Below are 25,623 nucleotides of genomic sequence, written 5' to 3'. Positions count from 1 at the left end.
TCATCCCGATTCAGTACCCGGCCTCTTGGCCGGGTCTTCCCCATTCAGGAGGTTCCCATGGCGGATTACTTCACCCATTTCTCATGCCTGCTCGACGTCGGCACACCCGAAAAGGCCGCCCGCGCGCTCGCGCTGTTTCAGGAACTCCGCGCTGCGGATCAGGACGCTGACGACCCGGAGGTCGCGGGCTTCGACCTCGCGCGCCAGGACGCGTCCGAGGGCAGCACCCTCTGGATCCATGACGACGAGCACGGCGATGTCGAAGCCGTCATCCGCTTTGTGCTGCGCCTCGCCGAAGACCTCGACCTCACCGGCCTTTGGGGATTCCAGTATGCTCTGACCTGCTCCCGACCGCGCCTCGACGCCTTCGGCGGTGGCGCGCATGCCATCGATCTCGGCGCTCGCAAATCCATCTGCTGGTCCAGCACGCAAGAATGGTTGGTCGCTGCGCTGAACGGGGAGGATATCGATGCCTGAGGTGATCTGCACCACCGTCTACCAGTTCCCCGAACTCTCGGATGCCGCCAAGGAGAAGGCGCGCAGCTGGTATCGCGAGCTTGGTCCCCATGACGATTGGTGGGACGCGGTCTATGAGGATTTCGAGCGGGTCTGCGAGCTCCTCGGCATCCGCCTGAAAGCCACCTCCGTCCGCCTGATGAGTGGCGGGACACGGGCCAAGCCCTGCATCTGGTTCTCCGGCTTCTGGAGCCAGGGTGATGGAGCTTCGTTCGAAGGCTACTGGTCCCACGTCAAGGGCGCCGCCGCGCGCATTCGGGACTACGCGCCCAAGGACGCGACGTTGCACGGCATCGCCGACCGGCTGCAGGCTATCCAGCGGCGGAACTTCTACCAACTCGCCGCCGAGGCCAGCCACCGTGGCCGCTACTACCATGAATACACCATGTCGGTGGACATCACGCGGGACAGCGCGACCTGGCAGCCGCCGACCGAGGATGCGGAAGAAGTCGTGACCGAGGCGCTGCGTGATCTGGCCCGCTGGCTCTACCGCCAGCTTGAAGCCGAATACGACCACCTCACCTCAGACCAGGCCATCGAGGAGGGGATCATCGTCAACGCGTATACGTTCACGGAAGGAGGGCGGCGGTTCGGGTAACAGAGATCAAAGCGTAAGGTTCATTTGATCTTTACAGTAAGTCCATATGGACTATATTGAAGCCAATGGAGGACGCCATGTACGTTGCAGAGAAAATCCGGGAACCCGCACAGATCAACGCCGTCGCGTTGAAAGCTTATGCACGCGTGGCCGATGCTTGGGGTCTCAGTCTCAAGGAAGCGGCTGGCCTTGCCGACATGTCAGAGAGCACGTGGAAGCGCGCCAAGAAGCCGGATTTCGCCGGAGAGCTCACCAAGGACCAACTGCTGCGGCTCAGCGCTGTAATTGGCATCTTCAAGTCGCTCGAACTCTACTTCTCGGAGCCTCTGGCAAAAAGCTGGTTCACCCGACCGAACAAGGGGCCGCTCTTTGGTGGAAGCCGACCAGTCGACACCGCCATCGACGGGGGTTTGCCGCAGATCCTCGCGGTTCGGACCTATCTTGATGCGTTGCGTGGTGGGGCATGAAGCAGACCGAGATTTCCGATCGCGGTCTCGTTCGTCTCCTGCCCGCCACTTACCACAAGCCACCGTCGCTGCGCGGTCTCGTCGATTCCGATGACGAGATGGAGATCCTGGCAGAGATCGAGGGCCTGACCAGCGGTCGTCTTCTGGCGGAACGTGGCCGCAATCCCCATCTGGACCCGCGCGAGCTTGCCTGGCAGCGCCGGAGCCAAGATCTGCGCATCTACGGCGACAGCCATGTCAACGCCGCCTTCACCTATACCCGCGCCGGCGGAAACCGCTTCAACACCGAGGAGCGCGGCGCCTGGTATTGCGCATGGGATGTCATGGTGTCCGTCAGCGAAGTGGCCTGGCACCGAACACGCGAACTCGGCTTTACCGGCAGTTTCCATGACAGCGCCCGCTATGTGGAATTGCTGGCGGATTTCATCGGCGTCTTCGATGACATGACCGACGAGCCGGGCCATCCCGCACTGCATCCGGATCCGGCTGTCGGATATCCCGAGGGCCAAAGCCTCGCCCAGCATCTGCGCCGGGCTGGATCGCGTGGCCTGATCTACCCCTCAGTTCGGGCTCCCGCGCCGGGCGGGAATTGCCTCGTCTGCTTCGAGCCCCACGCCATCCAGAACGTCCGGCCTGGCGCGTCTTGGGATCTTGTTTGGGATGGGACACCGCACTACTCGCTTACGGCCGTCGGCTGACGCGTTGCGGCGCAAGCGCCTGTTTGGCGGGGTCCGAAGACATGAAACTGGCACACGGCGACGTCTCTGCCCCAAAAGACCACTATAGTTTTCTTCGATGAGGTTGCTTTTCCAGCGTTGTGGACGCTCCAATCTCACCATTTCCAAAGAATTTATGGACTAGTCCCACGTGGAGGGAGATCTGAAGGCGCTGGGTCGAAAGACGGCAACGACTTGCAGTGGTTGCCGAAGGTCGCAGTGGTGTACCTCCTGGTGTGCCGCCGCGACCAGACCTTGGCCCTTCGGTGTCCTTCGGACAGGAGTTTGACCGAGGCTGACGTCCCGAAGGTCCAATCTGCCAATCTACAGGTTGGCAACTACGCTCGGTTTGCCAAGCCACGGTATGGCAGAAGCTCCGGAAGGCCGGAGCTAGCCAGTGCCGGGATCACTTGTTCCCGTCGATCCATTTCGACATGAGCCCCTTGTCACGGAAACATTCCTCCGGAACGGCGCGCCGTTTGATCCGGGCAAGCTTCTCCGCGAAGGCTACCTGCTTCGAGGTCGGCAGACGGTCCATGTCCGATACCGGCTTCAGCCGGGCCTGAGCCTCGATCCAACCGCTCAAAGATCTCCGGTCTTGCTGAACTTCCCAGGGCAGGAGCGTCCGGTTGCGCAGGACGAGCGACCGCGCATAGGCGATCTGCTTGGGCGTTACGGGCAGGGCGTGCTTGGTGCTTTCCATGGTGGAACCCCCATTCTGGCTTGGCTCTGAACATAGAACATAACAAGAACAAAATCAAGCCAAGCGTCGGGAACACCTTGGTGCGAGAGGGAGAGAGGGGCCGGGAAAGATCAGGTCCGAGGCTGCCCGAGAGAGGGTGTACGGGCCTGATCCTGTCCTTCATTCCGGAGTTTCCCGATGACCCATCTTGCCCCTGTTGCGCAGGCGTCCTTGCCTGCGCCCATTGTCTCGTTGGCAGCAAATCCCGCCCCTGCGATCGTTGCTGTTGCCGAAGCGCTGCAGCCCGATCTGGCGCAAGGGCTTCAGATCGACGCGCTGCGCCTGCGCTTCGAGATGGAGCGTGCCTTTGGCGGTTCCGATGCGACCGGTGCCTGGGACTGGAAGCTCGCCTATGAGGCCGGCGAGGTGGCGCTGGTTCTGTTCTTGCGGAAATTCGGTCGTGCGCTGCTGGCCCGGGCCGGCTCGCCTGCGGCGCTGTTGCCCATCCTCGCCAAGGTGGCGGGCCTTTTGCCCACGCACACCCGGCGGTCGGAAGAGATGGAGCGCTTTCAGCAATTCTCGACGCCCTTGCCCATGGGGCTCGCGGCACTGGCGGCAGCACAGATCACGCCCCGCGATTTGGTCTTGGAGCCGTCCGCCGGGACCGGGCTTCTGGCGATCCTCGCAGAGATCGCGGGCGGCAGCCTCGCGCTGAACGAGTTGGCGGACACCCGCGCCGATCTTCTGCGCCTGCTGTTCCCGGCCCGACCGGTCACCCGGTTCGATGCCGCGCAGATCGACGATCATCTCGATGCCTGCTCAAGCCCGAGCGTCATCATGATGAACCCGCCCTTCTCGGCCCAAGCCAATGTCGATGGTCGGTCGACCGAGGCGACGGCCCGGCATCTGCGCTCGGCCCTCGCGCGTCTGGCCCCCGGCGGACGGCTCGTCGCCATCACCGGAGCCGGTTTCGCGCCGGTTGCGCCTGCCTGGGCCGAGACCTTCGGCCGTCTGACCGAGACCGCCCATCTCGTCTTCACCGGCGCGGTGTCGGGCGCCGCTTTCGCCAAGCACGGCACCAGCTTCGAGACGCGGATTTCTGTCTTCGATAAATGCTGCGGCGGCGAGCCGGGCGGCATCACCGCCGACCTGCGCCAGCCCCTGTCTCCGGACGTGGCGCATCTGATGTCGCGGGTCACTGCAGAGGTTCCGCCGCGCCTCGAACTGGAACAGGCAGTAAATGCGGGTCTGTTCCATTCTTCCCTCTTCCCGGGAAGTCCTGCCCGCGCCACTCACACAACCACCAGCCGATCGCGCGCGACCTCTGCGGCTCAAATGGCGAAACCCGAAACGCCGATTGAGGCCGAGGAACTGGACTATGCTCTCCGCGACGCCGCCGAGGAAGAAGACGCCGCACGGCTGTCCGACGCGATCTACGAGACCTTCCGTCTGCAGGCTATCGACATCCCAGACGCCGCATCGCACCCGACCAAGCTTGTGCAATCGGCGGCCATGGCCTCTGTCGCACCTCCGAAACCCACGTACCGCCCCAAGCTACCCCCGGCCGTCCTGCGCGACGGCCTGCTGTCCGACGCGCAGCTCGAGACCGTTATCTACGCGGGGGAGGCGCATGGCGCGCATCTCACTGGGTCTTGGACCGTCGATGAGACCGGAGACGTGGTCTCCGCTGCACCGGACGATGCCGTTGACGCCGACCGCTTCCGCCGGGGTTTCTTCCTCGGCGATGGCACCGGCGCGGGCAAAGGCCGGCAGTCTGCCGGGATACTGCTCGACAACTGGGCCCGAGGAAGACGCAAGGCGCTCTGGATATCGAAGAGTGACAAACTCCTAGAGGATGCGCAGCGCGACTGGTCGGCCCTTGGCCAGGAGCGGCTTTTGGTGACGCCGCTCTCGCGCTTTGCCCAAGGCCGCGACATCCCTCTGACCGAGGGCATTCTCTTCACCACCTACGCGACCTTGCGCTCCGAAGAGCGCGGATCGAAGAAATCCCGCGTCGACCAGATCGTCGACTGGCTCGGGGCGGATTTCGACGGGGTGATCCTCTTCGACGAAAGCCATGCCATGGCGAATGCTGCCGGGGGCAAAGGCGAGCGGGGTGATACCATGGCCTCGCAGCAGGGCAGGGCGGGCCTGCGCCTGCAGCACAAGCTGCCCAACGCCCGCGTGGTCTATGTCTCGGCCACGGGCGCGACGACGGTCCACAATCTCGCTTATGCTCAGCGTCTCGGTCTCTGGGGCGGGGAGGATTTCCCCTTTCAGACCCGGTCGGAATTCGTGGAAGCCATTGAGGCTGGCGGTGTCGCGGCGATGGAGGTTTTGGCCCGCGACCTCCGGGCGCTTGGTCTCTACACGGCGCGGTCGCTGTCCTATGACGGTGTCGAATACGAGATGCTGGAACATGTTCTCAGCCCCGAGCAGCGTGGCATTTATGATGCCTATGCCGGGGCCTTCGCCATCATCCACAACAACCTGACCGCGGCGCTGGAGGCGGCGAACATTACCGGCGCGGCCGACGGGCCGAGCGGGTCGGGCACGCTGAACCGCCAGGCGAAATCCGCAGCGCGGTCAGCCTTCGAGAGCGCCAAACAGCGCTTCTTCGGCCATTTGCTCACCTCGATGAAGACCCCCACGCTGATCGCATCCATCGATGACGATCTGGCTGCGGGCCACGCGGCGGTCATCCAGATCGTCTCGACGGGTGAGGCGCTGATGGAACGCCGCCTGTCGGAGATCCCAACCGACGAATGGAATGATATCCGTTGTGACATCACACCCAGGGAATACGTTCTGGACTACCTCGCCCATTCCTTCCCGGTGCAGCTCTACGAGCCTTTCACCGACAGCGAGGGCAACCTCTCGTCGCGCCCCGTCACGCGCGACGGCCAACCGGTGGAGTGCCGCGAAGCCGTCCGGCGTCGTGACGCGCTGATCGAGAAACTGGCTTCGCTTCCGCCGGTGCCGGGTGCACTCGACCAGATCGTCCAGCGCTTCGGCACGGATCTCGTGGCCGAAGTCACAGGGCGCTCGCGGCGCATCGTGCGGAAGGGCGAAGGGCATTCGGCACGGCTCGTGGTGGAGAACCGGGCCGGAGCCGCGAACCTCGCGGAAACCCAAGCCTTCATGGATGACGAAAAGCGTATCCTGATCTTCTCGGATGCCGGCGGCACCGGGCGCAGCTATCACGCCGATCTCGGGGCGAAGAACCAACGCCTGCGGGTCCACTACCTCTTGGAACCCGGCTGGAAGGCAGACTCGGCGATTCAGGGCCTCGGACGCACCAACCGGACCAACCAGGCGCAGCCGCCGCTGTTCCGGCCGGTGGCCACCGATGTCAAAGCGGAGAAGCGGTTCCTGTCGACCATCGCGCGACGTCTCGACACGCTTGGCGCTATAACGCGCGGCCAGCGCCAGACCGGCGGGCAAGGGCTGTTCCGGCCCGAAGACAACCTCGAGTCGCCCTACGCCCGCGACGCCCTGCGCCAGCTTTACCGCCGTATCTATCGCGGCGATCTGGCCGGATGTTCGCTCGGGGCTTTCGAGGATGCGACCGGGCTCAGCCTGACCGATGATAACGGGCTGAAGGATGACCTGCCGCCGATCACGACCTTCCTCAATCGCCTGCTGGCGCTGACGATCGACATGCAGGCCGTGCTGTTCGCGGGTTTCGAGGAGCTGCTCGATCAGCGAATTGAGGGCGCCATCGCCGCCGGGGTCTATGATCTCGGGCTCGAGACACTCCGTGCTGAGAGCTTCCGGGTGACCGACGTACAGGTCATCTACACCCATCCGGGCTCCGGCGCGAAAACCCAGCTGCTGACCATCGCGGAAAAGCGCCGCAACACGCCTACCTCGCTGGCCGATGCGCTCGAATGGCTGGATGACCCGCAGGCGCGGCTTCTGGTCAACAGCCGCTCGGGCCGGGCTGCCGTGCAGGTTCCCGCCACCAGTCACATGCTGGAAGATGGGACCATCGAGCCGCGCCTGCGCCTGATCCGCCCGACCGATGCCAGCACAGTCCCGGCAAAGATCATGGAGGACACCCGCTGGCTCGAGGCCGACCGCGCGGCCTTCTCCGCCGCCTGGACCGCGGAACTGGCCGAGGTGCCGGAGTTCTCCGAAGCCACGCTGCACATCGTGGCAGGCCTGCTGCTGCCGATCTGGAAGCAGCTTCCCCAGGATGAAACCCGCGTCTACCGCCTGCAGACCGATGACGGGCAACGCATCATCGGCCGCCGCGTCTCGCCCGCTTGGGTCGCGACCACGCTGGCCAAAGACGCGCCGAAGCTCTCGGCGGCGCAGGTCCATGCCCTCGTTCTGGAGGGCAAGACCGTGGTGCGCCTGTCCGAAGGGATGGAATTGCACCGCTCGCGCGTCATGGGCGCGAACCGGATCGAACTGTCGGGCTTCTCGGAGGCAGCCAAGGATCGGCTCAAGGCCGATGGCTTCTTCTCGGAGATCATCAGTTGGAAGCTTCGGCTGTTCTGCCCGACCGACGCCGATGGCGTCGCGATACTGGATCGTCTGCTTGCACGTTGTCCTGTCGCAAGGCTACATGATCGCGGAGGTTGTTGACCCATGTATTCCGAGACCGAAGACCTCGTGCGCGATCTGGCAGAAAATGCCGAAGGCGTCTGTCGTGCCTACCTTCCCGCCGGACGGCGGGAAGGATCCTACTGGATCGTCGGCGATCTGCAGAACAACCCCGGCCGGTCGCTCTTCGTGCGATTGACGGGCCCGGCGTCGGGACCAGGAGCAGCGGGCAAGTTTACGGATGGGGCCACAGGCGAGCATGGCGATCTCCTGGACATCATCCGCGCCCGGACGGGGATCACGCGCTTCCCCGACCTTCTCGCCGAGGCCCGAGCGCATCTTGGCCGTCCGCAGCCGGTCGCCCCGGATAGGCAAGAGCCGAGGAAGGCCAAGGCGCCCGGTGGCACTCCCGCGGCGGCGCGCTTGTTTGCTGCCTCGAACCCGATCACAGGCACGCTTGCTGAGACCTACCTCCGTTCCCGAGGCATCACCCAATTCGGGGCGAACGGCGCCTTACGCTTCCACCCGAAGTGCTGGCATCGGGAAGAGGGGCAGACCCGGAGCATCCCCAGACCTGCGATAATCGCGGCGGTCACCGATGGGGCAGGGGCCGTGCAGGGAGCGCAGCGCACCTGGCTGGCGCCTGACGGACAGGGGAAGGCGGCAGTGAATCCACAGCGTCGGGCTATGGGTCACCTACTCGGCAATGCTGTCAGGCTCACCCCGCACGATGACATCCTCGTCGTCGGCGAAGGCATCGAGACCATGCTGTCCCTGTCCGAGGCAATCCCAGGTCTGCCCGTCTGGGCGGCACTCTCTTCGGGTCACCTCGGGGCGGTCCTGTTGCCGGAGGGGCTCAAGCGCCTTTACGTCGCGATCGATCGCGATCCGGCCGGGCAGCGCGCGGCAGAGAAGTTGAGCGCCAGAGCCTCCGAGGTCGGGGTGCGCGTGCGGGTGCTGGAACCGCGGCTCGGGGATTTCAATGATGATCTTCGGGCGAACGGCAAGGACGCGCTGCGCCAGCATCTGGCAGGTCAGATCGGGCCAGAGGATCGGCATCGCCTGCCCAGCTGAGCTGCATCGCGCAGGTGGGGGGCTGGGAGTGCGGGGCAGGGGGCTGCATCCCGTCGTGGCTCTGGATCGTCGTCCTCACCCCATCCAGGGCCTTGCGCATCCACCCGTCAGCCCTGCGCGGCCTTCAAGAGATGGGCAGGCCGTCAAAGCGGTTGCCCCTGCAAGGTCGGCAGGGAACCTATTTCCGCCGGCGGCAAAGCCGCCTTTGCATCGCGAGACAAATAGCTTCCCTGCCGACCTCCTCCACGCTGTTCCGGCCCCGGTGAAGCCGGGGTGAAGGGGCAACCGCCCCGACGGCTCGGGTCTGCCCATGAAGGCCGCGCGGGATGACGCGCGGACGAGACAGGCCCGGAGGCAAGAAACCGATGACGATCCATACCCACGACGACGCGTATGAACCCGCCCATAGCGCATCCCAGACCGCCCATGCGCTCGACGAGCTGCAGCTGTATGGCTACCGCCCCTTCGACGAGCCCGATCCGCGCCCGATGCCCGATGGGCAGCGCCTCGCGGTCGCCGTCGCCGACATCTTCGACGCCCTCGTCGCGACCCTGGAAGACACCCGTATGGAACCCGATCTCGAAGAGGTGCTCTGGGGCCAGGTCAACCTTTTCCACCGCGCCACGGCCCGGATCGAGCGGTCGCTCGATGAGAACGAACAGGCGCAGCGCCGCCTCCAACGCGAGCAGGACGGCTCGGAGGTGAAATCCGTCGAGCTCGAGCGCCTGACGGCCGAAGGCCTGACCCTCGTCGAACGGCGGAACTGCATGGACATGATGCGCGATCACGCCGCATCCGAGTTTGTTCAGCACACGGGATCGACCTGGCGCCCCCGCACCGGCTCGATGGTGAACCGCCAGCACATGACCGCCGCCCTGATCGACAGCCGCGATTTCCTGGCCGCCAAGCGCCGCGCAGAGACCGAGGTGATGTTGCCCGCTGGCCCCAAGGTCGCCCTCACCGGCGGGACCGATTTCAACGATCACCGCCTGATCTGGGGCAAGCTCGACCAGGTCCGGACCAAGTATCCCGACATGGTCCTCCTGCACGGTGGCAGCCCGAAGGGCGCAGAGCTCATCGCCGCCAAATGGGCCGAAGCCCGGGGCGTGACGCAGGTGGCCTTCAAGCCCGACTGGACCAAGCACGCCAAGGCCGCGCCCTTCAAGCGCAACGACGCGATGCTGGATGTGCTCCCGGTCGGGGTCCTCGTCTTCCCCGGAACCGGTATCCAGGAAAACCTCGCCGACAAGGCCAAAAAGCTGGGCATCCCGGTCATGAAGTTCGAGAAGGGGGCGTGAGCCCCCTCTTTCTTTTCGGGATAGAACATAGTGGAAACGTCGAAGAGCGCTTGATATTGTGGTTTGGAGAGAGGCGTCAACAACATGTTCGACATATCGCGGCAAATGGAAGTGTTCCCGACGACGGTCGATCTCAAGCGGATCGACCCGTCTCTCAACATGCGGCGCTTCTATCGAATGAGCGTTCAGCCGGACCTGTTTGGCGGCGCATGCCTTGTGCGGGAATGGGGCCGTATCGGGTTTCGAGGGCAGATGATGGTCGAGACGCACCCTGATGAAGGCAACGCCATCACCGCGTTGATGAAGCTGGCAGCGGTGAAGAAGCGGAGGGGTTACGTTCAGTGATCGATCTTGGACGCAGCCATTTTCTCATCGCATTTAGAGTTCTGCTGGATCAATTGGAAGTGAGGTCCAACGCCTCGCCCCGCTTTAGTATCTCGTAGATCACCCCTTCGAGGATAGGAAGGGCCTGGCGATCCTTGCTAAGGAGAAGCGTGGCGAGCGCACTATGCGAAGACATTGCCCGGACCACTGCCGCCTGCACCGCGCCGGGGAGGTTCCCCTTCATCGCTTGATCCTTACTGTTATTATCGATCTGAGCCATCACAACCGGGTTCTGGCGGGTAATCGCTGCAACCTGGTTCACGAAGGCGACCTGGTCCTCGATCGGGGTGGCCTCCCCAAAGAGGCTGTTCAGGCGTTCGATGAGCTCCTGCATGTAGACCGGTAGGGCACCGGGCCGTCCCCCGCCGCCGCCGCCCTTTATGGGGTCGAGGGTGGGGGGCTCCTCATCCTCGCCGTTGCTAGCCTCCTCTCGCTCCACGATGTCATAGCCGGTCAGCGCGATTCCGTGCAGGTCGATCTCGGACGCTGGAACCCCATCCAGTCGGTTCGCGAGCAGTTTCGAGAAGGCCGCGAAGACCTCAAGGTCCGGATCGCCGAGATCGACCAACTGCGCGACATAGGCGTAAAGGCGTCCGAACCGGGCTAGGCCTGCCTTGAAATCCGTCAGCGACACGATCGCTGTCTCGACCTGTTCGCGCTCGTGATCGGCGCGTTTCATCCCGTCTTCGTTCCCGGTCGCCTTCGCCTTCTGCCAGGCGTCCTCGGCCTCTGAGGCGCGGTTTCGAAGCTCCGTGAGCCGATGGTTATAGGCGTCGGTTGGTTCCTGCGTCGCGGCGTACATCGCCTTGTGGGCCGCCTCGTCATCGGTGCCGCTGGCGGCGGCCGTCGCTGTCCGAAACCGGGCCCTCTGGAAGTCGAGGACGTGTGTCTCGTCATAGACCCCCTGATCGTCGAGGAACTCCTTCAGGTCATAGACGACGTTGAGGTCCTGCACCTCCTCGATCTTGGCGCCCCGGTCATACTGGGCGAAGGCGGCCCGTACCACTTCCGGGTCGTTGATAAAGTCGATGATGAAGGTCTGGTCCTTCCCGGGAAAGGTCCGGTTCAGACGGGAGAAGGTCTGGACGATCTCGACCGCGTTCGCGATCTTCTTGTCTACATACATTGCGACTAGCTTCGGCTGGTCGAAACCGGTCTGGAACTTGTTCGCCACCAGCATGACCCGGTATTCCGGTCGGTCGAAGACGTGGCGCAGGTCCTTGCCGCCCGCGTCCGGGTTCATGTTCGCTTCGGTAAACTCCGCATCCTCCTCAACGACGAATGCATCCCCCTGCAACAGGTCGTCATTCGGGTGCATGACCTCTCGCCCGGTCAGTTTGCCCGAAAAGGCGACGAGGGCCCGGATGTACCCGTATTCCGGGTTCGCCGCGATGAAGGCGTCGAACGCCCGCTTGTACCGGACTGCAGAGGCCCGGGAGCTGGTGACCACCATGGCCTTCGCTTTCCCGTCCAGCAGGTGGGCCACGTTCTTCGAGAAGTGCTCGATGATGAATCGGACCTTCTGTGTGACGTTAGTCGGGTGCAGCGTCATCCACTTCGCCAAGGCCCGCTTCGCCGCCTTCCCATCAACCCGCTTCTCCTCGACGATCTCCTGCCCGAGGTTGAAGGCCGTCTTGTAGGGGACGTAGCCGCGAAGCACGTCGAGGATGAACCCTTCCTCGATCGCCTGGCGCATCTCGTATTTGTGGAACGAGACCGGGAGGTTGTCCTCCGCGGCGGGCCTTGTCGGGTCCGCCGGGCGCCCAAAGAGCATCATGGTCGAGTGTTTTGGGGTCGCGGTGAAGGCGAAATGGGACACGTTCGCCGGGCGCTTCCGGGACCGCTGGACCTCTAGAAGGATGTCCTCGACCGTCATCTCCGACATATCCTGCTTGGCTGATAGGGCCAGTGTTGCCTGCAGTTTCGAGGCCGTGTTTCCAGTCTGGGAATTATGCGCCTCGTCGATGATCACCGCGAAGTTCCGGTCCCGGAGGGACTTTTCGGTCAGGATCGCCTCCATCGCGAAGGGGAAGGTCTGGATGGTTACCACGATAATGGGTGTGCCCTTCAGCATTGCCTCGCTGAGCTGCTCGCTCTTCGACTTCGAGGACGTCTCCCTGTCGATCGCCGCGATCAGCCCCTTCTGGTGGTCGATCTGCTGGACAGCGTCCTGCAGCTGTCCGTCCAGAACGTTCCGATCTGTTACGATGATCACCGTGTCGAAGATCGGAGTCCCGTCGTCCCGGCGCAGCTTCACCAGGTCATGCGCCGTCCATGCGATTGTCGAGGTTTTTCCGGACCCGGCGCTGTGCTCGCACAGGTAGGGGTGTCCCGGCCCCTTCACCTTCGCGTCTGCGATCATCTTGTTGACCGCGTCGAACTGGTGGAACCGGGGGAAGATCAGGGTCTCTTTGACCGACCAGTTCCCCTTCAAGTCGACCACGTTCTTCTTCTCGACATAGACGAAGCTGTGGAAGATCCGCAGGAACGCGTCCGGCTGGCAGATTTCCTCCCAGAAGTAGGCGACTGGATACTCCCCATCGGCCCGGGCCGCGTTACCGGCCCGACCGTCATTCCCCTTGTTGAAGGGAAGGAAGAAGGTGTCCTCCCCCGCAAGCTTGGTGGTCATCCAGATCTCGCTGTCGGACATCGCGAAATGGACAACCGCGCCGCGATGCTGCGTCAGAAGCGGATGCTTGCGTTTCGTGACCGGGTCTACGGGCAAGCGCTCGCGCCGGTACTGGGCCTTCGCGTGTTCGACCGACTGGGTGAAATCCGTCTTCAGCTCGACCGTCGCCAGCGGCAGGCCGTTCAGGAACAGGCCGAGGTCTATGGCGAGCTCGCGGCCCGGGTGATATTTCAGCTGCGGCACGACCCGCAGCCGGTTCGACGCGTAGCGGTGCAGGACCTTCTCGTTGCGCTGGTCTTCCGGGGCCGCCTCGGACAGGTCAAGGTGACCGCTGCCAGCGACGGAGAAGCCCCGGCGCAGGGTCTGTACTATTCCCTGTTTCTCCAGCGCAGTCTCCAGCCGGTCCATGACCACTGTAAGGGTCTTGTCGCCGTTCATCGCCTGAAGCCGGTCCCATTTCTGCGGCTGGGTGGCGCGCAGCCAGGCCTCCAGATCCTCCGGGTACATGGCGCGGTCGGCATCAAACGCGTCGGAGGCGCCGATCAGCCAGCCTGCGGCTGCGAGCCTTTGGACGATATAGGACTCGAGGTGCTTCTCGTGATGCAGGTCGCTCATTCTGTCACCTCCGTACCGCCGGCCTGCGCCTGCTGCCACTCGTGATAATTCAGCTTCGAACCTCGGACCTTCCACTCAAGCTGTCCGTTGCTGTTCCGGTCCAGCACGGCAGCCGCCGCGGCCGAGGCTCCGCTGACGAACAAGAGACCCGACCTGCCGTGGATCGTCGCCTTGCGCAGACCCGTGGGTTTCCCGTCGACCAGAAAAAGCTGGATGGTCCGCCCGAAGGTCTCACCGGTGGTCATGCGGCCACCTCTTTCACAAGTCTTGCCAGCTTTGATTGGGCTGAAAACGGCATTCTCATACCTTCCATACCGCTCTGGCGCGCCAATCCGCCGGAAAGCCCATGCTCGCAGGATCAGCCAACGGGCAGCCGTCGATTAGCGAAACAAGGCGCTGTTTCCATTCATTGCCCGGTGCGATCAGGGCCAAAAGGTAATCGAGCATCACCAGAGTGTTGTGCAGATAGCGCGGATCGGCATCCCGCATCGCAACGGGCAGCTTGGCGGGGTATTTCGGAACAGTCATCTTCACTGTGAAGCGCTTGTTCCACAGCCTGCCATGGTGGGCGCATATGTTGCGCACGTGGCTGATATGGTGGGCGAAAGACGTGACGACCCTTTCGTCCAGTGCGAAGGGGGCTGCAATGGCGTTTCTATCGCCGCGCAACTTCAGATCGCTGTAGAATTTCGAAAGTAGACCGAACGACATGACCTCTGCCGCCATCCAGACCGGCGGCAGCTTCGGCGAGGTGTATTTGTCGCGATAGTGAGTAGCGAAGGTGTCGCGCGAGCGGCTGAATTCCTTGTTCAACTCGGCAACGGCAGAGGCATGACGCCCGATGTGGGCATAGTTGCCCTGTTCGAGATAGCCATGGGGCCCATAGGTCATCGCCATGTGATGTGCCCATTGCGCGCGCAGGGCTACTTCGACCCGTTCGATAGCGTCCAGGACCAAGAGCCGCAATTCACGGTCGAAGATGTAGAGTGTCAGCACATCCTCGAAGGTTGTCCCGTCACGAAAGGCGTGATCGCCGTTGTTCGCGGCGGGCACCTCGAAGGGAAGCCAGTAGGCCCGCAGCCTGTAGTAGGAGATGAAGCTGAGGTAGTGCTGTGCCTGGGCTTCGTCCCCCACAATCATGCCGCGACGTTTGAGGAGTTCGATCTGATCTGGCACAGAAACGGCGGGTTTTTCAAACTTCATGCGGCACCCCCGTGCCGTGAAAGCGATACCCTGAAAACAAGTAACCCGCCGGGGTGCGCAGTGCGAAACCGAGGTTCCGTCCGAGGCGTGGCGGGTCTTGTTGAGACATTAGATAGGGCAGGAATCCTACCAAAGCAATAAGAAACCGACCGGTCCGCGCCAAAAGTCATGCTGCCGCCCTCACGTCAATCTTCCCGGTCACGGCGGCAGTGATCAGCGCCGAACGCTTCTCGCGAAGGAGGTCGATGCTGCGCTCGGTCAGGGTGATAAGGCTCCTGATCCGCTCAAGCTCAACATCTATCCGGTCTGCGATGCGCCGCTGTTCCTCGATCGGCGGCATGAACACGGGAAGCCCCAAGAACTTCTCAGCCTCCATGCGCCATTGATCGGTCCGGATACCGTTTGAAATCAGACGGTAGACCCACGGCATGGGCTGCGCGCGCAGATAGTGGTGCATGTATCTGGGGTCATGTTCGCCGATGGGGCGCATTACAACATAGTCGGGGCTGGTGATGCCCCTCATTTGGGCGATGCCCATCGACCCCTGCCACGCCTTCATCTTGTTGATGACGAGGTTGTTCGGTTTGACCAGTTGATATTTGGTAAGGTCTTCGGGGGTCTTGTTAATATTGTCGTCCCGGGACGACTTCTCGATCACCCCGAACTCACGGTAGACCGAAAGAACGGTCAGGGTTTCATATCCCTGCCGCTTCTCCTGCCGGAAATGGTCCTTCATCCGGCCCCGGACCCAATGCGCAGGTACCCGCCCGCGCCAATCGACCCCACTGTCGATGGTGAGCGTGTTTCGGTCAAGCCCGCGCCGAACGAAGCGCGATATCGCCGCCTTCTCCTTCTCCTTCAGCAGCGCGATGAACCGGGTCTTCTTCTCGATCAAGCCGTCAATCAGACCGGTTTCGCGGTCCAGGAAGCGAGCGATGGCGGTTTGTGTTTCGATAGGAGGGGTTGGCACCTTTATGGAACCAACGAACCCCCACTCAGCCCTTGGCATCTTCGCGCCGGTTGTCGACCCATTTACTCGATCAATGAAGCCCGGCTCGAGAAGCTGATAAGCAGCAAATCGCGGCTCAATGTGGTCTTGAGGTCGAAGCGCCCAAAGATCGCCCACGGCTTCCCCCGCGTTTTCAGCAAGATAAACCTTCGCGAGATAAGGGCGCAGCTTCCCAAAAAGAATGTCGCCTCGTCTGAAATCAACGCCATCCCCGTCAAAGACGGACTCCGTTTCAATAGCGCGCCCCGTCCAGCTCTCGATATTCTCCAAAGCCACGACCTTCCCGCCCTTCTTGGATTTTTCAGAGAGGCGACGAAGATTGTGCTTCAGGGGGATATGCTTCCAGCCGATGGGTAAAGCAGTCCCGGAAATCACTTGCATCTCTGTCATGCAGTGACCTCCGCCAGCACCGCCGCGATTTCCGCCTCGACCGCCTTCAGCTCGGCGTCGATCTCGTCCAGATCGCGGGGCGGCTGGTATTCATAGAAGTAGCGGTTGAAGTTGATCTCGTACCCCACGACGCCCACCTGCCCGTCGTATTCATCGCGGAAATCCTCGTCCACATAGGCGTCGGGCGCATGGGGCAGCACCTCCTGCGCCATATAGTCCCGGATGTCGGTGCCGAGGGGGATGTTCTCGAAATCCGTCAGGTCGTCGTCGGGGATGACCTCACCCTTCTTGTCGAGGATCGGTTCGAGGTCTGGGTCCCACACGCCGAAGGATTTCTGGAACGCCTTGATCAGAGCGGCGTTCACGCGGCCCAGCCCCGGGTCACGCTTGGCCGCGTTCTTGACCCAGGCCTCGAACCGGTGCCAGCCATGCGCCTCGCCCATGTCCGCCTCGAAGAGCGTGGTCCAGGCGGTCTGCACTTCGCGCGAGAGCTTGCCCCATGCGGTTTCATCCGCCAGCGCGGCCAACCCTTCGGGCGAGATCACGACCTTCTTGCGCAGCGGGCGCAGGACCTTGACCCGGCGATAGCCGAAGTCGCGGGCGTCGAAGATCCGGCTTTCCTTCGTCTGGACGAAGTCGGAATACATCTGGACGATCTGGCGGATCTGGTCATCCCCGACCCGGCGACGCTTGTTCCCCTCGCTCTTGCGCATGGGCTCGAACAGCGCAGTCGCGTCGATCAGCTGAACCTGCCCCTTCCGGTGGGCCGGTTTGTTGTTCGACAGGAGCCAGATGTAGGTGCCGATCCCGGTCCGGAAGAAGATCTCGGTCGGAAGTGCGATAATCGCCTCGACCACGTCCTCCTCCAGCAGGTAGCGCCGGATTTCGGATTCCCCTTGCCCCGCGTTCCCGTTGAAGAGGGGCGAGCCGGACAAGACGATAGCCGCCCGCCCGCCGCCGCGCTCCGGCGCCTCCAGCTTGCTGAGGAGGTGGAGGAGGAACAGCATCGACCCGTCGCTAACCCGCGGCAGCTTGGGGCCGAACCGGCCCTCGAACCCCTTTTCCTGATGTTCCCGAACCACGGCGGCCTGATCCATCTCCCACTTCTTGCCGAAGGGCGGATTCGAGACGCAGTAATGGAACCGTTCGTTCGCCAGCTTGTCGTCGGACAGGGTGCTGCCCAGCTTGATGTTCTTCGACAGGTCTCGGCCGGGATCGGACTCGACGGTCTTGAGGAGCATCGAGGCGAGGCAGACCGCGTGGGTCTCCGGCTCCAGTTCCTGCCCGTAGGGAACGATGACCGGGGCGACCGAGTACCGGTCGCGCAGGGCGTTCACATGCTCCATGCCGTCCGACAGGAAGCCGCCAGTGCCGCAGGTGGGGTCATAAAGGGTCCGGATCAGGCCGGGGTTGTCGATGAACATCTGGTCGTCCGGGTCGAGCAGCAGCTCGATGGCCAGATGAACGACGTCGCGCGGGGTCATGAAGTCTTCGGCCGCCTCGTTCACCTCGGCGCCGAAGCGCCGGATCAGGTGTTCGTAGACGTTCGACATGATCCGTTCCGGAACTGCGTCGGGGTGGAGGTCGATGGCGGCGAAGTTCTGGCAGATCTTGTAGAGGACCCCGGCTTTGTCCATCCGGGCCAGCGTGTTTGCGAAATCGAACTGTTCGAAGATGACGCGCGCGTTGTCAGAGAAAGATGCGATGTAATCCTCAAGGTTCTGACGGGTCCGGGTCGCGCCGAGGCTGCGCAGGTCGTAGTTCGAGGTGTTGTAGAACGGGTACCCGGTCTGGGTCCGCAGGATCACGCCCAGGTCGATCGGGCTGTCCTTCATGGTCTTGACGGTTTCGCGCACCTGGTCCCGGGTCGGTTCCAGCACGCATTCCAGGCGGCGCAGCAGGGTGAAGGGCAGGATTACCTTACCGAAATCGACGTGCTTGAAGTTCCCCCAAAGGTCGTCCGCGTTCTTCCAGATGAAATCGGCGAGAGAGGTGTTCGTCGTCAGGGTGTTCATCTATGCGCCTTCACTGCTATTCGTTTTCGTCTCAAGGTGCTGTTCCAATAATCGTGCTGCCAAACGGAAGCCGTCGACCTGACTCATCCGGTGCCGGACACAGAGCTCCTTGAAGGCCCACCGCTCATCCTCGGTGATCTTCAAATTTAGGTTCGAAAGTTTCGCGGCATCATCACCCATTGGGCATCTCCTCGCGGATAATGACTTATCTTCCATTCTTCCATTAAAGAATTCAATCACATTTGCTTGGACGGCCCCTTTTCAACCTGATCCACAGTTGGCAAGCGGATGCTTTAAGGGGACTTCAGATCCAGTGCCTTGTTCAGCTCGATCTGTGTTCTTTCGGGTTTCGCCGACAGCTGCGATGTCGTTGTTTCTGAGAGTATTAGCCAGTACCTCGTATGGCGTCGCTCACCGGTCCGGCTGAGCGCACCCTTCTCGACCAGGTCCTGCAGATCGCGGGTTGCGGTCGCGCGTGAAGTTCCGGTGATCTTGAGATAGTTGTCGGCGCTGAGGCCGCCTTTGAACCCGCCGGGGCCTTCCCGAAACATGCGAGCGATGGCCTTGGCCTGGCGTTCGTTCAAGTGGTCTCTGTGCCGATCGTAGAAGTGTGCCTTGCTGATGAAGAAGCCTACGCGGTCGAGTGTTACCTGTTGGGCCTTCAAGACAACTTCTGCGAACCAGACGAGCCAATCGGTCACGTCGAGCGTTTTTTGATGCTGCTCGAGCTGATCGTAGTATCCCTTGCGCTCCTTCTCGATGGTGAAGGCGAGCGAGATGAGGGTCGGCTGGCCAATGTTCTGCGCCAGCGACTTTTCAGCGAGGGCGCGACCCAAGCGACCGTTGCCGTCTTCGAATGGGTGGACGCTCTCGAAATAGAGGTGGCTTAGCCCTGCGCGCGTCAGCGCTGGAAGCGGCTCTGCTCCCCCCGGCCCGGTCTTGTTGTACCAATCCGCGTATCGCTCCATCTCAGGCATGACCCGCTCTGAGGGCGGCGCTTCGAAATGGATCGTGGGCCGGTCAAGGCGGCCGGAAACGATTTGCATCGCCTCGGCGTGTTGTCGGTAGGCCCCGATGGTTTCCAACCGACGGTCATGGGACAGGAGCATTCGATGCCAGCGGTACAGCGTCTCATGGGTCAGCGGCTCTGCAAAACTGGAATAGACGTCGACCATCATTTCCGCGACGCCCTGTTCGCGCGGTTTGGCAGGGTAGCTGTCCGGATCGAGGCCCAGATGGCGGCGCAACGAAGACTGGACACTGAGCCGGTCGAGGATTTCACCCTCGATGGCGCTCGTCTGCATTGCTTCCTCGCTGAGCAGTTCGATGCGAAGTTGCTCGCGCTCCGGCTGGCTGACATGATGGACCGCGCCGAGGATTTCTCCGGACGACAGCAGGAACGTCTGCTCAAACGGCTCCAGCGCGGAGGCGTCATACCGGAAATCCGGCCAATCTGGCAGCGTCCAGTTCCAAGCCATGAGTTATAGATGCCCTTTCTATAACTCACATTTAGATCGCATGTGAGGCATAGAAGTCAACTCTATCGCTCAAAGGACCTGCGGGACGGGATGACCCACAAACCAATGCGATGCCTTGAGCTAGGCCTTTTCAAGGTGCGTCAGATCTTGTTGACGCGGTTTGGGGGTCTTCGGATCGACTGGGTTCTGTTCCGTCGCTTGAATGAATGGTTCATAGCGAACGTCCGCCATGGCGCCGTCGAACCAGGCAGGCTGCACGTCGCCATTGTTCCATTGGTACAGGTAGCCAACCAGATTTTCAGATGTCTTGCAGAGGATGCGCATGATCGGTTCGCCAGTCAGGCGGGGCTTCGTATTCATAATGCGTTCCTCCTAAATGGACCTCGCAACTCGTCACTACTGAGGTCTGAAATTCCTGTTAGCTGGTGTTAGGACTAGGTTTCTGCAACTGCAAGATGAACCGTTCCGGGTGGGCGAAAATCCACCGGCGAAATGCAAGTTATCTTTTCAGATGGGTACCTTACGGTGCGTGCGGTTCATGCGGCGATGCAGCGCGATCCGCAATTTCGTCCAAGATTTTGTCGATCTCGCCCCATATGCGTGGTTCCACCTGACCGCGGATCAGAGCCCATTTACTCAAGACGTCGAGGGGGTCGTGGTCCCGGAGGAGGACACCCAGGCTGGCTGCATCTACTGCCAGAGATGTCCGGGCCTGCCACTGCGTGTTTCGAGTGCGCCGCTCCTCCGCGACTGGCGCGAAGACCGGCGACAGTTGCCAGCCTTTGACTGCACGGCGCAGGGCGGCACGCACCACATGTGCTGGCTCAACACCACAAGTTTCTAGCGCAGCTTCCTGTCGTTCGAGTGCGTTGACCCTGATGTCGATCTTCCGGGTCGGGCTCAATGCGCGCGCGGATACGGGAGCTCTCAGGCTGGTATGCGGGTCAGAGCTTTCCGCGGTGACTTGGTGCGGCGCCACGGCACCTTCCGGCACAAGCTCTGACCCGTGCCGATCCGCGTTAACGTCAGTGGCTGGGGTGCCTGTCTTTGTTGCTGTGACCTGTGCCTCATCTTCCTTCCCGGGAATCTCGCGGTCACCCTGTTGCAGGGTGGCGGCGTAGGCTGGGTCGGGCCTAGTGATGGTCGGGATCTTCTTGCGCAATCGACTGTCCTCACGCAGCAAGAATATTGTTGAGGATGTCCGTCGCCTCCTCGAGCGCCTCGACGACATGACGAACATGTGGACGCATCAGAGGGTTTGGATCAGATTGCTTTTCCAGCGCCAAGGCGTGGAGAAGCCCCTTCTGATCCATCTCCTTGTAAGTGTTTCGTCGCATCATGACGGTCTCAATCACCGGAAAACGGGTGAGCGCTTCTTCAATCAGGGCGGCGTCAGCACGGGTCGTTTTCGGGTCGACCATGTTGAGGACGACGTGGTGGCGCGGAAGGCTGGAGGGGTCGTCAACACGGGATTTCAGCTTCTCAAACCAATCAGAAGTCTGCGCTCCGACATCGAAATCAGATGTCGACAGCATGACGGGCGTCACAATGTGGTCCGCAAGCACCGCGATGCCGTCTGACCATTCGGCACCGACCCCCGCGGTATCGATGAAGATGAAGTCTGCTGTGCCTGCCATGTAGACCTGATCGATCTGACCCTCGACACCCGCCACGCTTTCGACGGTGGCCGAGCAGAGAAGCGGCGAACTCAGCCCACCGGCTTCCGCCCGGGCATGCCAGGCACCGAGTACTCTCGTGCTGTCCGTGTCGATCAACATCACTCTGCGTCCGGCGGCGATCGCGGCGCTGATCAAGGCGCGCGAAAGCGTCGTTTTTCCACTGCCCCCTTTCCGGGCCATCGCTGCGATCACCACAAGATTTTCGTTCGGCATTCTGACTCTCCGCAAAAATAGTGAATCGCAACGATAATGCTAAAGTGTCGCTAAACGCATGAGGCGGAGGGGTCAAGCAGAAGTCGGGAGGCGAACGGCGTTTGGCATGCAGCGGGTGGCGTTATGCGATGACCGTGCGACGTTTGCCGTGGCGCCGTCAGCATTCGTCGCGGGGCACCACACACCCTCCAAATGTCGGGATGCGCTTGGCGATGTGCCGCGGACGGAATGCAGGAGACGGATAGCGCGCTCCAGACGACGGGAGGCAGTCTCGCGTATGTCGTTCTGCGGGTGACGCGAGACGGTCAGCACGCAGCAAAACCCGTCTTGCGGGGTGCAAGAGACGGGGCGCAAAAGACGCGATGCGCGATGCGGAGACCGCATCGCGTGGTGCAATGAGCGCGACGCGCGATCCATTTGACAAAGGACGGGAAATCGCCCCTGCGGGGCGATTTTCTACATTGAGTACAAGCCCTTATGGCCGACTCCACTTGCGTTGGGAGTCGGCGGGCTTGTACGAAGTTGGCAAGAAATAGGAACGTTAACTTCAAAATGCCCCGCCGCCGCAGACTGTCAGTGATCGAACGATCGACCATCTCCCAAGAGCGCCGGAACGGCGTCTCCGCGGTGTCGTTGGCAGCCCGCTACGATGTCAGCCTGAAGACGATCTACAACGTGGTGAACCACTGGGATGAGCGTCAGACAGCGAACGGCAGCCGATCGCGGGTTGTGGGGATCCGGGTCTCGGACGACGACCTGCGCCGGTTCGACGCGGCGCTGTCGCGGCGCGGGATTGCGCACCGCTCGGATGCCATGCGCCGCCTGATGCTGGCGGCCGAAGGTGTTTTCCTGCCCGACGACGAGATGTGTGACGAGTTGCGCAACCTCGGCGCCGCGCTCAACCGGGTCGGCAACAACGTGAACCAGATCGCGCGACGTCTGAACGAGGCCAAGGTGCGGGGCGAGAGACTGTCCTACCCGGCCTCAAGTCACCGTGACGTCCGCGCCCTTGCGGGTCTGGTCTTCGATCTGGCCGACCAGGTCCAGGAGATGTCGCGTGCGCGGCGCAGCGTGCTGGACCTTGAGATCAGCTCTGCCCTGGCGGGCCTCGCCGAGAGGAATGAGAATGGCGCGGAGTGACCGGGTCCGTGGCATCGACCCGGCGCTATTTGACCGCGGCTGGAGCCGAGTTTCGGGATCCTGGCAGGGGCTTTCCAGGGGCGCGCAGATGGTTCGGGCCGCGCGCGGCTATTCGCCAGCGATCTTCAAGGCTATCTCGAAAGGGGGCTGTCACACCGGGGCGCAGCTACGGGCTCAGCTCACATATCTCACAACAAAGTCGACCCATATCCTCGACAGTCGCGGCACCCATGACGGGAAGAAGCAGCTCTCGGAAGCCGAGATCAACCGAGTGGCGCGGCGGTTCGAGAACCAGTGGAACGAGCGCTACAGCCCCAAGCTTGGCCATACGTCGCATCTGCTGATGGCATTCCCGGTTGGGACCAGGGGTGAAGAGGTGCGCGATATCACCCAGGCGGTCTGCGAGAAGTTCTTTCAAGGTGAGGGGTCGCAATTCGACTATATTGCTGCAATACACCAAGATCGCGCGCATCCACATGCGCATATTGTTCTGAACCGCCGCAGCAAGGATGGCGAAATGTTCTTTCTCGGGAAGGATCATCACTTCAACTACGACGCCTTTCGCGAGGCGATGGTCGAGGCGGCCCGGGTTCATGGGATCCGCCTTGAGGCGACGCGTCGTCTGGATCGCGGCGTCACGACCTACCGCGCCGAGATCGATGAAATCTACAAGGCTCGCGACGAAGGTCGTCCCCCAGTTGAGCGCCAGAGAACCGGCGCGGACCTGGGGGCCGCTCTGGAAACCGTCAGGCACAAGGCGTTGATCTACCGTGGGCTCGCGGCGGAGGCGTCACGTTCGAATTTCGACGACGTGGCCGAAGCGCTCGAGCGGGCCAGCACCATCCTTGCCAGTGGCGGTCAGATGCAAGCTGACGGAGCCATCTACATGTCCCAAGACGAAGCAGCGTTCGACACGCTGATCACCGAGTTTTCTCAGAACATTCGCCAGATCGAGGCGGCGATCGACAGGGCGCCGGCGGCCGAGAGGCCGGTGATCGAGCGCAAGCTGACCGACGTTCTGGCCTCGGTCGCGCATTTGAACCCGCTCGGGGATCGCTCCGCCGCCCTGGTCGATGCTCCGTCCCGGGACGGCATCTATGCAAGGCCAAACGCCAGTGAAGATCACCTCGCGCGTCTTGACGATGGAGAGGTGGCACCAAAGCTGGCCGAAGCGTTGCAAGGCACGGGCATCGATGCCGAGGCTGTGGCCGCGCGCCTGCGGGAGGGGGCAGGCAATGCCGCATTGGAGCGCCAGTGGCTGGCACAGGATCTGCAGGGGATTGCCAAAGCAAGCGACCTCGATCTGGAGAAATCTGCGGACCGGGAAGACGCGCTCGACCGGCTGGAAGCCGTGCATGTTCGGCTGGGCGATGTTTTGACCGATGTACGCGTCCTGCGCGCGCCAACCGAGGTCGACGAGGTGGATGACGCTGAGGCAGCGCTTGGTGAACGGTTGACGACACCTGGGAGTGATCTCGCGCAAGATGGGTCCGACATCTTTGCCCCATCGGAGCGGCAGGCGTTCAGAGCGCTGGTGGCGCAGTTCCGCCGGACGGATTTCGATCATCCGTTCTTCGACGACCCGTCCGTCCGGCGGGCAGGTGCCGTGGAGGTTGAAGAGGCCCGCGCCGCGTTCGACGTCTACGCGCAGAAATCGCCGCAACATGCCGAACTGGCCTCAATGGCCTGGGAACAGATCACCGACAGTCGAATGCCGCCGCAATATGCGGTATCCGAGCAGGACCGCACGCTTCATGCTGGCGACATGGACCTCGCCTTGCGGGATCCTTCGGATCATCTCGGTCCGATTGCCGAAGAGCTCCGCACCCTCGCCCGCTATCGCACGGAGATGCCGGATGATGAATTCGGGAAGGCCGTCCAGGACGAAATCAATCACCTTCGTTCGCTAGGCGCGTCGCGTGCCTATATCAGCGAGCGCAGTTTCGAGATCGAGGACCAGGCGCGACAAGACTACGCCGAGCGCCGGTATCTGGAAGAGACAGCGCCAACCGTCATGGCCTTTGTGCGAAACGCCGACGTCGAGGGCCCGCTCTCCGAGTCAGAGCAGCAGGACATCGTCCGGCAGATAAACGAGCGACTAAGCCACGACGCAATCGACGCGCTGCGGGCCGGTAACGCGGACGTCCTGGACACATTCACCGAGGATCCGCTGCGCCAGCTGGAACTCGCCAAGACCTATCTCCAGAGCAGCGAGGTCACTGCGCACGGCCCGGCGATGGAGCGCGTTCTCGATGCATTGGCGGAAGAACAGATAGAGGCGCAGCGCGCACGCCACGCTGCGGCAGATGGCGAGAAGGGGATCACCCATGGATAAAGGCAAGATTGCCTTAGGAGTGTTGAGCCTCGTGCTGGTCGGTCTCGCCATGGGCTATGTCGTGGCGACCGGCTTTGTCATGTTCCGCTATGGGCTTTCTCCCACCCGTTTCGACGTCACCCTGCTTGCCCGCGAATATCGGGGTCTGTCTCAGTCTGCACCGAAAGACTTCCTCTGGGTGAACCTCATCCTTGGCAGCTTCGGCCTGGCATCGCTGATGCTGAGCGTCACGCTTCTGGGGGATGCATTGACCCGCTTCGGGACGACGCATTGGCAGACCCGCAGCGAGATGAACAGGAACGGTTTCTTTGCCAAGCCCGACGGTGGCTTCCTTCTGGGCAAGCTCGGCTCCCCGAAATCCAAGCGCCCGTTCCTAGTCTCAAAAACCTTCCCCCACGCGCTGATCGTGGCGCCTACAGGCCGGGGCAAGGGCGTGGGGTTCGTGATCCCGAACCTGCTGACCTACAAGGGCTCCGCCGTGGTGCTCGACGTGAAAGGCGAGAACTTCCGCGAGACCTCGCGCTTCCGCGCCAGCAGGCCCCATCGGAAGGTTTCTTCGTAGAACCACGCTAAGGAAGAACGAAGCCTGAACATGGCTTACAGCGTGGCATTTCTGATCGCCTTGTAAGCT

At 62.3% G+C, this 25,623-nt stretch carries 22 protein-coding genes; 11 read left to right on the top strand and 11 right to left on the bottom strand.

Annotation, left to right across the window (positions count from 1 at the left end):
• Nucleotides 1-57: 57 nt before the first annotated feature.
• The 4 genes from GGR17_RS17660 (at nt 58) to GGR17_RS17645 (ending at nt 2,279) form a co-directional block, all read left to right on the top strand.
• Nucleotides 58-477 (top strand): hypothetical protein, encoded by a 420-nt coding sequence (locus tag GGR17_RS17660; protein ID WP_054540784.1) that lies wholly within the window; start codon nt 58-60, stop codon nt 475-477.
• Nucleotides 470-1,114, top strand: coding sequence for a hypothetical protein (locus tag GGR17_RS17655; RefSeq protein ID WP_054540783.1), 645 nt, complete (start codon nt 470-472; stop codon nt 1,112-1,114). Before GGR17_RS17660 ends, GGR17_RS17655 begins: the two co-directional genes overlap by 8 nt.
• Before the next feature lie 65 nt (nt 1,115-1,179).
• Entirely contained in the window at nt 1,180-1,581 is a 402-nt protein-coding gene (locus tag GGR17_RS17650) for an MbcA/ParS/Xre antitoxin family protein (RefSeq protein ID WP_028095451.1), read from the top strand.
• Nucleotides 1,578-2,279 carry an RES family NAD+ phosphorylase gene (locus GGR17_RS17645; protein ID WP_054540782.1) on the top strand — a complete coding sequence of 234 codons (702 nt, stop codon included), beginning with the start codon at nt 1,578-1,580 and terminating at the stop codon, nt 2,277-2,279. Before GGR17_RS17650 ends, GGR17_RS17645 begins: the two co-directional genes overlap by 4 nt.
• A gap of 424 nt (nt 2,280-2,703) precedes the next feature.
• On the opposite strand, the gene GGR17_RS17640 is transcribed toward GGR17_RS17645, so the two are convergent.
• Nucleotides 2,704-3,000, bottom strand: a complete 297-nt coding sequence (locus tag GGR17_RS17640) for a hypothetical protein (protein WP_054540781.1) — start codon at nt 2,998-3,000, stop codon at nt 2,704-2,706.
• Nucleotides 3,001-3,177: 177 nt separating this feature from the next.
• Between GGR17_RS17640 and GGR17_RS17635 the strand changes: the two genes are divergently transcribed.
• The 4 genes from GGR17_RS17635 (at nt 3,178) to GGR17_RS17620 (ending at nt 10,247) form a co-directional block, all read left to right on the top strand.
• Nucleotides 3,178-7,572, top strand: a complete 4,395-nt coding sequence (locus GGR17_RS17635) for a strawberry notch family protein (RefSeq protein WP_054540780.1) — start codon at nt 3,178-3,180, stop codon at nt 7,570-7,572.
• Nucleotides 7,573-7,575: 3 nt separating this feature from the next.
• Nucleotides 7,576-8,604: a DUF7146 domain-containing protein gene (locus GGR17_RS17630; protein WP_054540779.1), complete on the top strand. Its 1,029-nt coding sequence runs from the start codon at nt 7,576-7,578 to the stop codon at nt 8,602-8,604.
• A gap of 365 nt (nt 8,605-8,969) precedes the next feature.
• Nucleotides 8,970-9,902, top strand: a complete 933-nt coding sequence (locus GGR17_RS17625; protein ID WP_054540778.1) for a DUF2493 domain-containing protein — start codon at nt 8,970-8,972, stop codon at nt 9,900-9,902.
• A gap of 84 nt (nt 9,903-9,986) precedes the next feature.
• Nucleotides 9,987-10,247, top strand: a complete 261-nt coding sequence (locus tag GGR17_RS17620; protein ID WP_054540777.1) for a WGR domain-containing protein — start codon at nt 9,987-9,989, stop codon at nt 10,245-10,247.
• Nucleotides 10,248-10,296: 49 nt separating this feature from the next.
• Here GGR17_RS17620 and GGR17_RS17615 read toward each other — a convergent pair whose 3' ends face one another.
• The 10 genes from GGR17_RS17615 to GGR17_RS17565 all read right to left on the bottom strand — a co-directional run bounded on the left by GGR17_RS17615 (nt 10,297) and on the right by GGR17_RS17565 (nt 21,517).
• Entirely contained in the window at nt 10,297-13,530 is a 3,234-nt protein-coding gene (locus GGR17_RS17615) for a type I restriction endonuclease subunit R (RefSeq protein ID WP_054540776.1), read from the bottom strand.
• On the bottom strand, nt 13,527-13,775 hold the full coding sequence (locus tag GGR17_RS20410; RefSeq protein ID WP_054540775.1) for a hypothetical protein: 249 nt from the start codon (nt 13,773-13,775) through the stop codon (nt 13,527-13,529). Before GGR17_RS20410 ends, GGR17_RS17615 begins: the two co-directional genes overlap by 4 nt.
• A gap of 55 nt (nt 13,776-13,830) precedes the next feature.
• A complete protein-coding gene (locus GGR17_RS17600; RefSeq protein WP_054540774.1) occupies nt 13,831-14,733 on the bottom strand; it encodes an Abi family protein in 903 nt (300 codons plus the stop codon).
• Between the two features lie 166 nt (nt 14,734-14,899).
• Nucleotides 14,900-16,132 (bottom strand): restriction endonuclease subunit S, encoded by a 1,233-nt coding sequence (locus tag GGR17_RS17595; protein ID WP_235974535.1) that lies wholly within the window; start codon nt 16,130-16,132, stop codon nt 14,900-14,902.
• On the bottom strand, nt 16,129-18,147 hold the full coding sequence (locus tag GGR17_RS17590; RefSeq protein WP_054540773.1) for a type I restriction-modification system subunit M: 2,019 nt from the start codon (nt 18,145-18,147) through the stop codon (nt 16,129-16,131). The genes GGR17_RS17595 and GGR17_RS17590 overlap by 4 nt, the downstream gene beginning before the upstream one ends.
• Nucleotides 18,148-18,327: a hypothetical protein gene (locus GGR17_RS17585; RefSeq protein ID WP_018001757.1), complete on the bottom strand. Its 180-nt coding sequence runs from the start codon at nt 18,325-18,327 to the stop codon at nt 18,148-18,150.
• A gap of 113 nt (nt 18,328-18,440) precedes the next feature.
• On the bottom strand, nt 18,441-19,625 hold the full coding sequence (locus tag GGR17_RS17580) for a Fic family protein (RefSeq protein ID WP_054540772.1): 1,185 nt from the start codon (nt 19,623-19,625) through the stop codon (nt 18,441-18,443).
• A gap of 120 nt (nt 19,626-19,745) precedes the next feature.
• Entirely contained in the window at nt 19,746-19,985 is a 240-nt protein-coding gene (locus tag GGR17_RS17575; RefSeq protein WP_054540771.1) for a hypothetical protein, read from the bottom strand.
• Between the two features lie 160 nt (nt 19,986-20,145).
• Nucleotides 20,146-20,787: a hypothetical protein gene (locus tag GGR17_RS17570; RefSeq protein ID WP_054540770.1), complete on the bottom strand. Its 642-nt coding sequence runs from the start codon at nt 20,785-20,787 to the stop codon at nt 20,146-20,148.
• A gap of 10 nt (nt 20,788-20,797) precedes the next feature.
• Nucleotides 20,798-21,517, bottom strand: a complete 720-nt coding sequence (locus GGR17_RS17565) for a ParA family protein (protein WP_054540769.1) — start codon at nt 21,515-21,517, stop codon at nt 20,798-20,800.
• Between the two features lie 576 nt (nt 21,518-22,093).
• Here GGR17_RS17565 and mobC point away from each other — a divergent pair.
• Genes mobC through GGR17_RS17550 form a run of 3 tightly spaced genes read left to right on the top strand, consistent with a single transcriptional unit; the run spans nt 22,094 to nt 25,554 of the window.
• Nucleotides 22,094-22,657: a plasmid mobilization relaxosome protein MobC gene (gene mobC, locus GGR17_RS17560; protein ID WP_007803319.1), complete on the top strand. Its 564-nt coding sequence runs from the start codon at nt 22,094-22,096 to the stop codon at nt 22,655-22,657.
• Complete coding sequence (locus GGR17_RS17555; protein WP_007803321.1) at nt 22,644-24,992, top strand: relaxase/mobilization nuclease domain-containing protein; 2,349 nt, start codon at nt 22,644-22,646, stop codon at nt 24,990-24,992. Before mobC ends, GGR17_RS17555 begins: the two co-directional genes overlap by 14 nt.
• Nucleotides 24,985-25,554: a type IV secretory system conjugative DNA transfer family protein gene (locus tag GGR17_RS17550; protein ID WP_235974534.1), complete on the top strand. Its 570-nt coding sequence runs from the start codon at nt 24,985-24,987 to the stop codon at nt 25,552-25,554. Before GGR17_RS17555 ends, GGR17_RS17550 begins: the two co-directional genes overlap by 8 nt.
• Nucleotides 25,555-25,623: the final 69 nt, after the last annotated feature.

Origin of the sequence: Actibacterium naphthalenivorans, assembly GCF_014196965.1 — a bacterium.
Lineage (GTDB): Bacteria > Pseudomonadota > Alphaproteobacteria > Rhodobacterales > Rhodobacteraceae > Actibacterium_A > Actibacterium_A naphthalenivorans.
The sequence above is the reverse complement of the archived record's forward strand: the minus strand, read 5'-3'. Positions and strand labels throughout refer to the sequence as shown.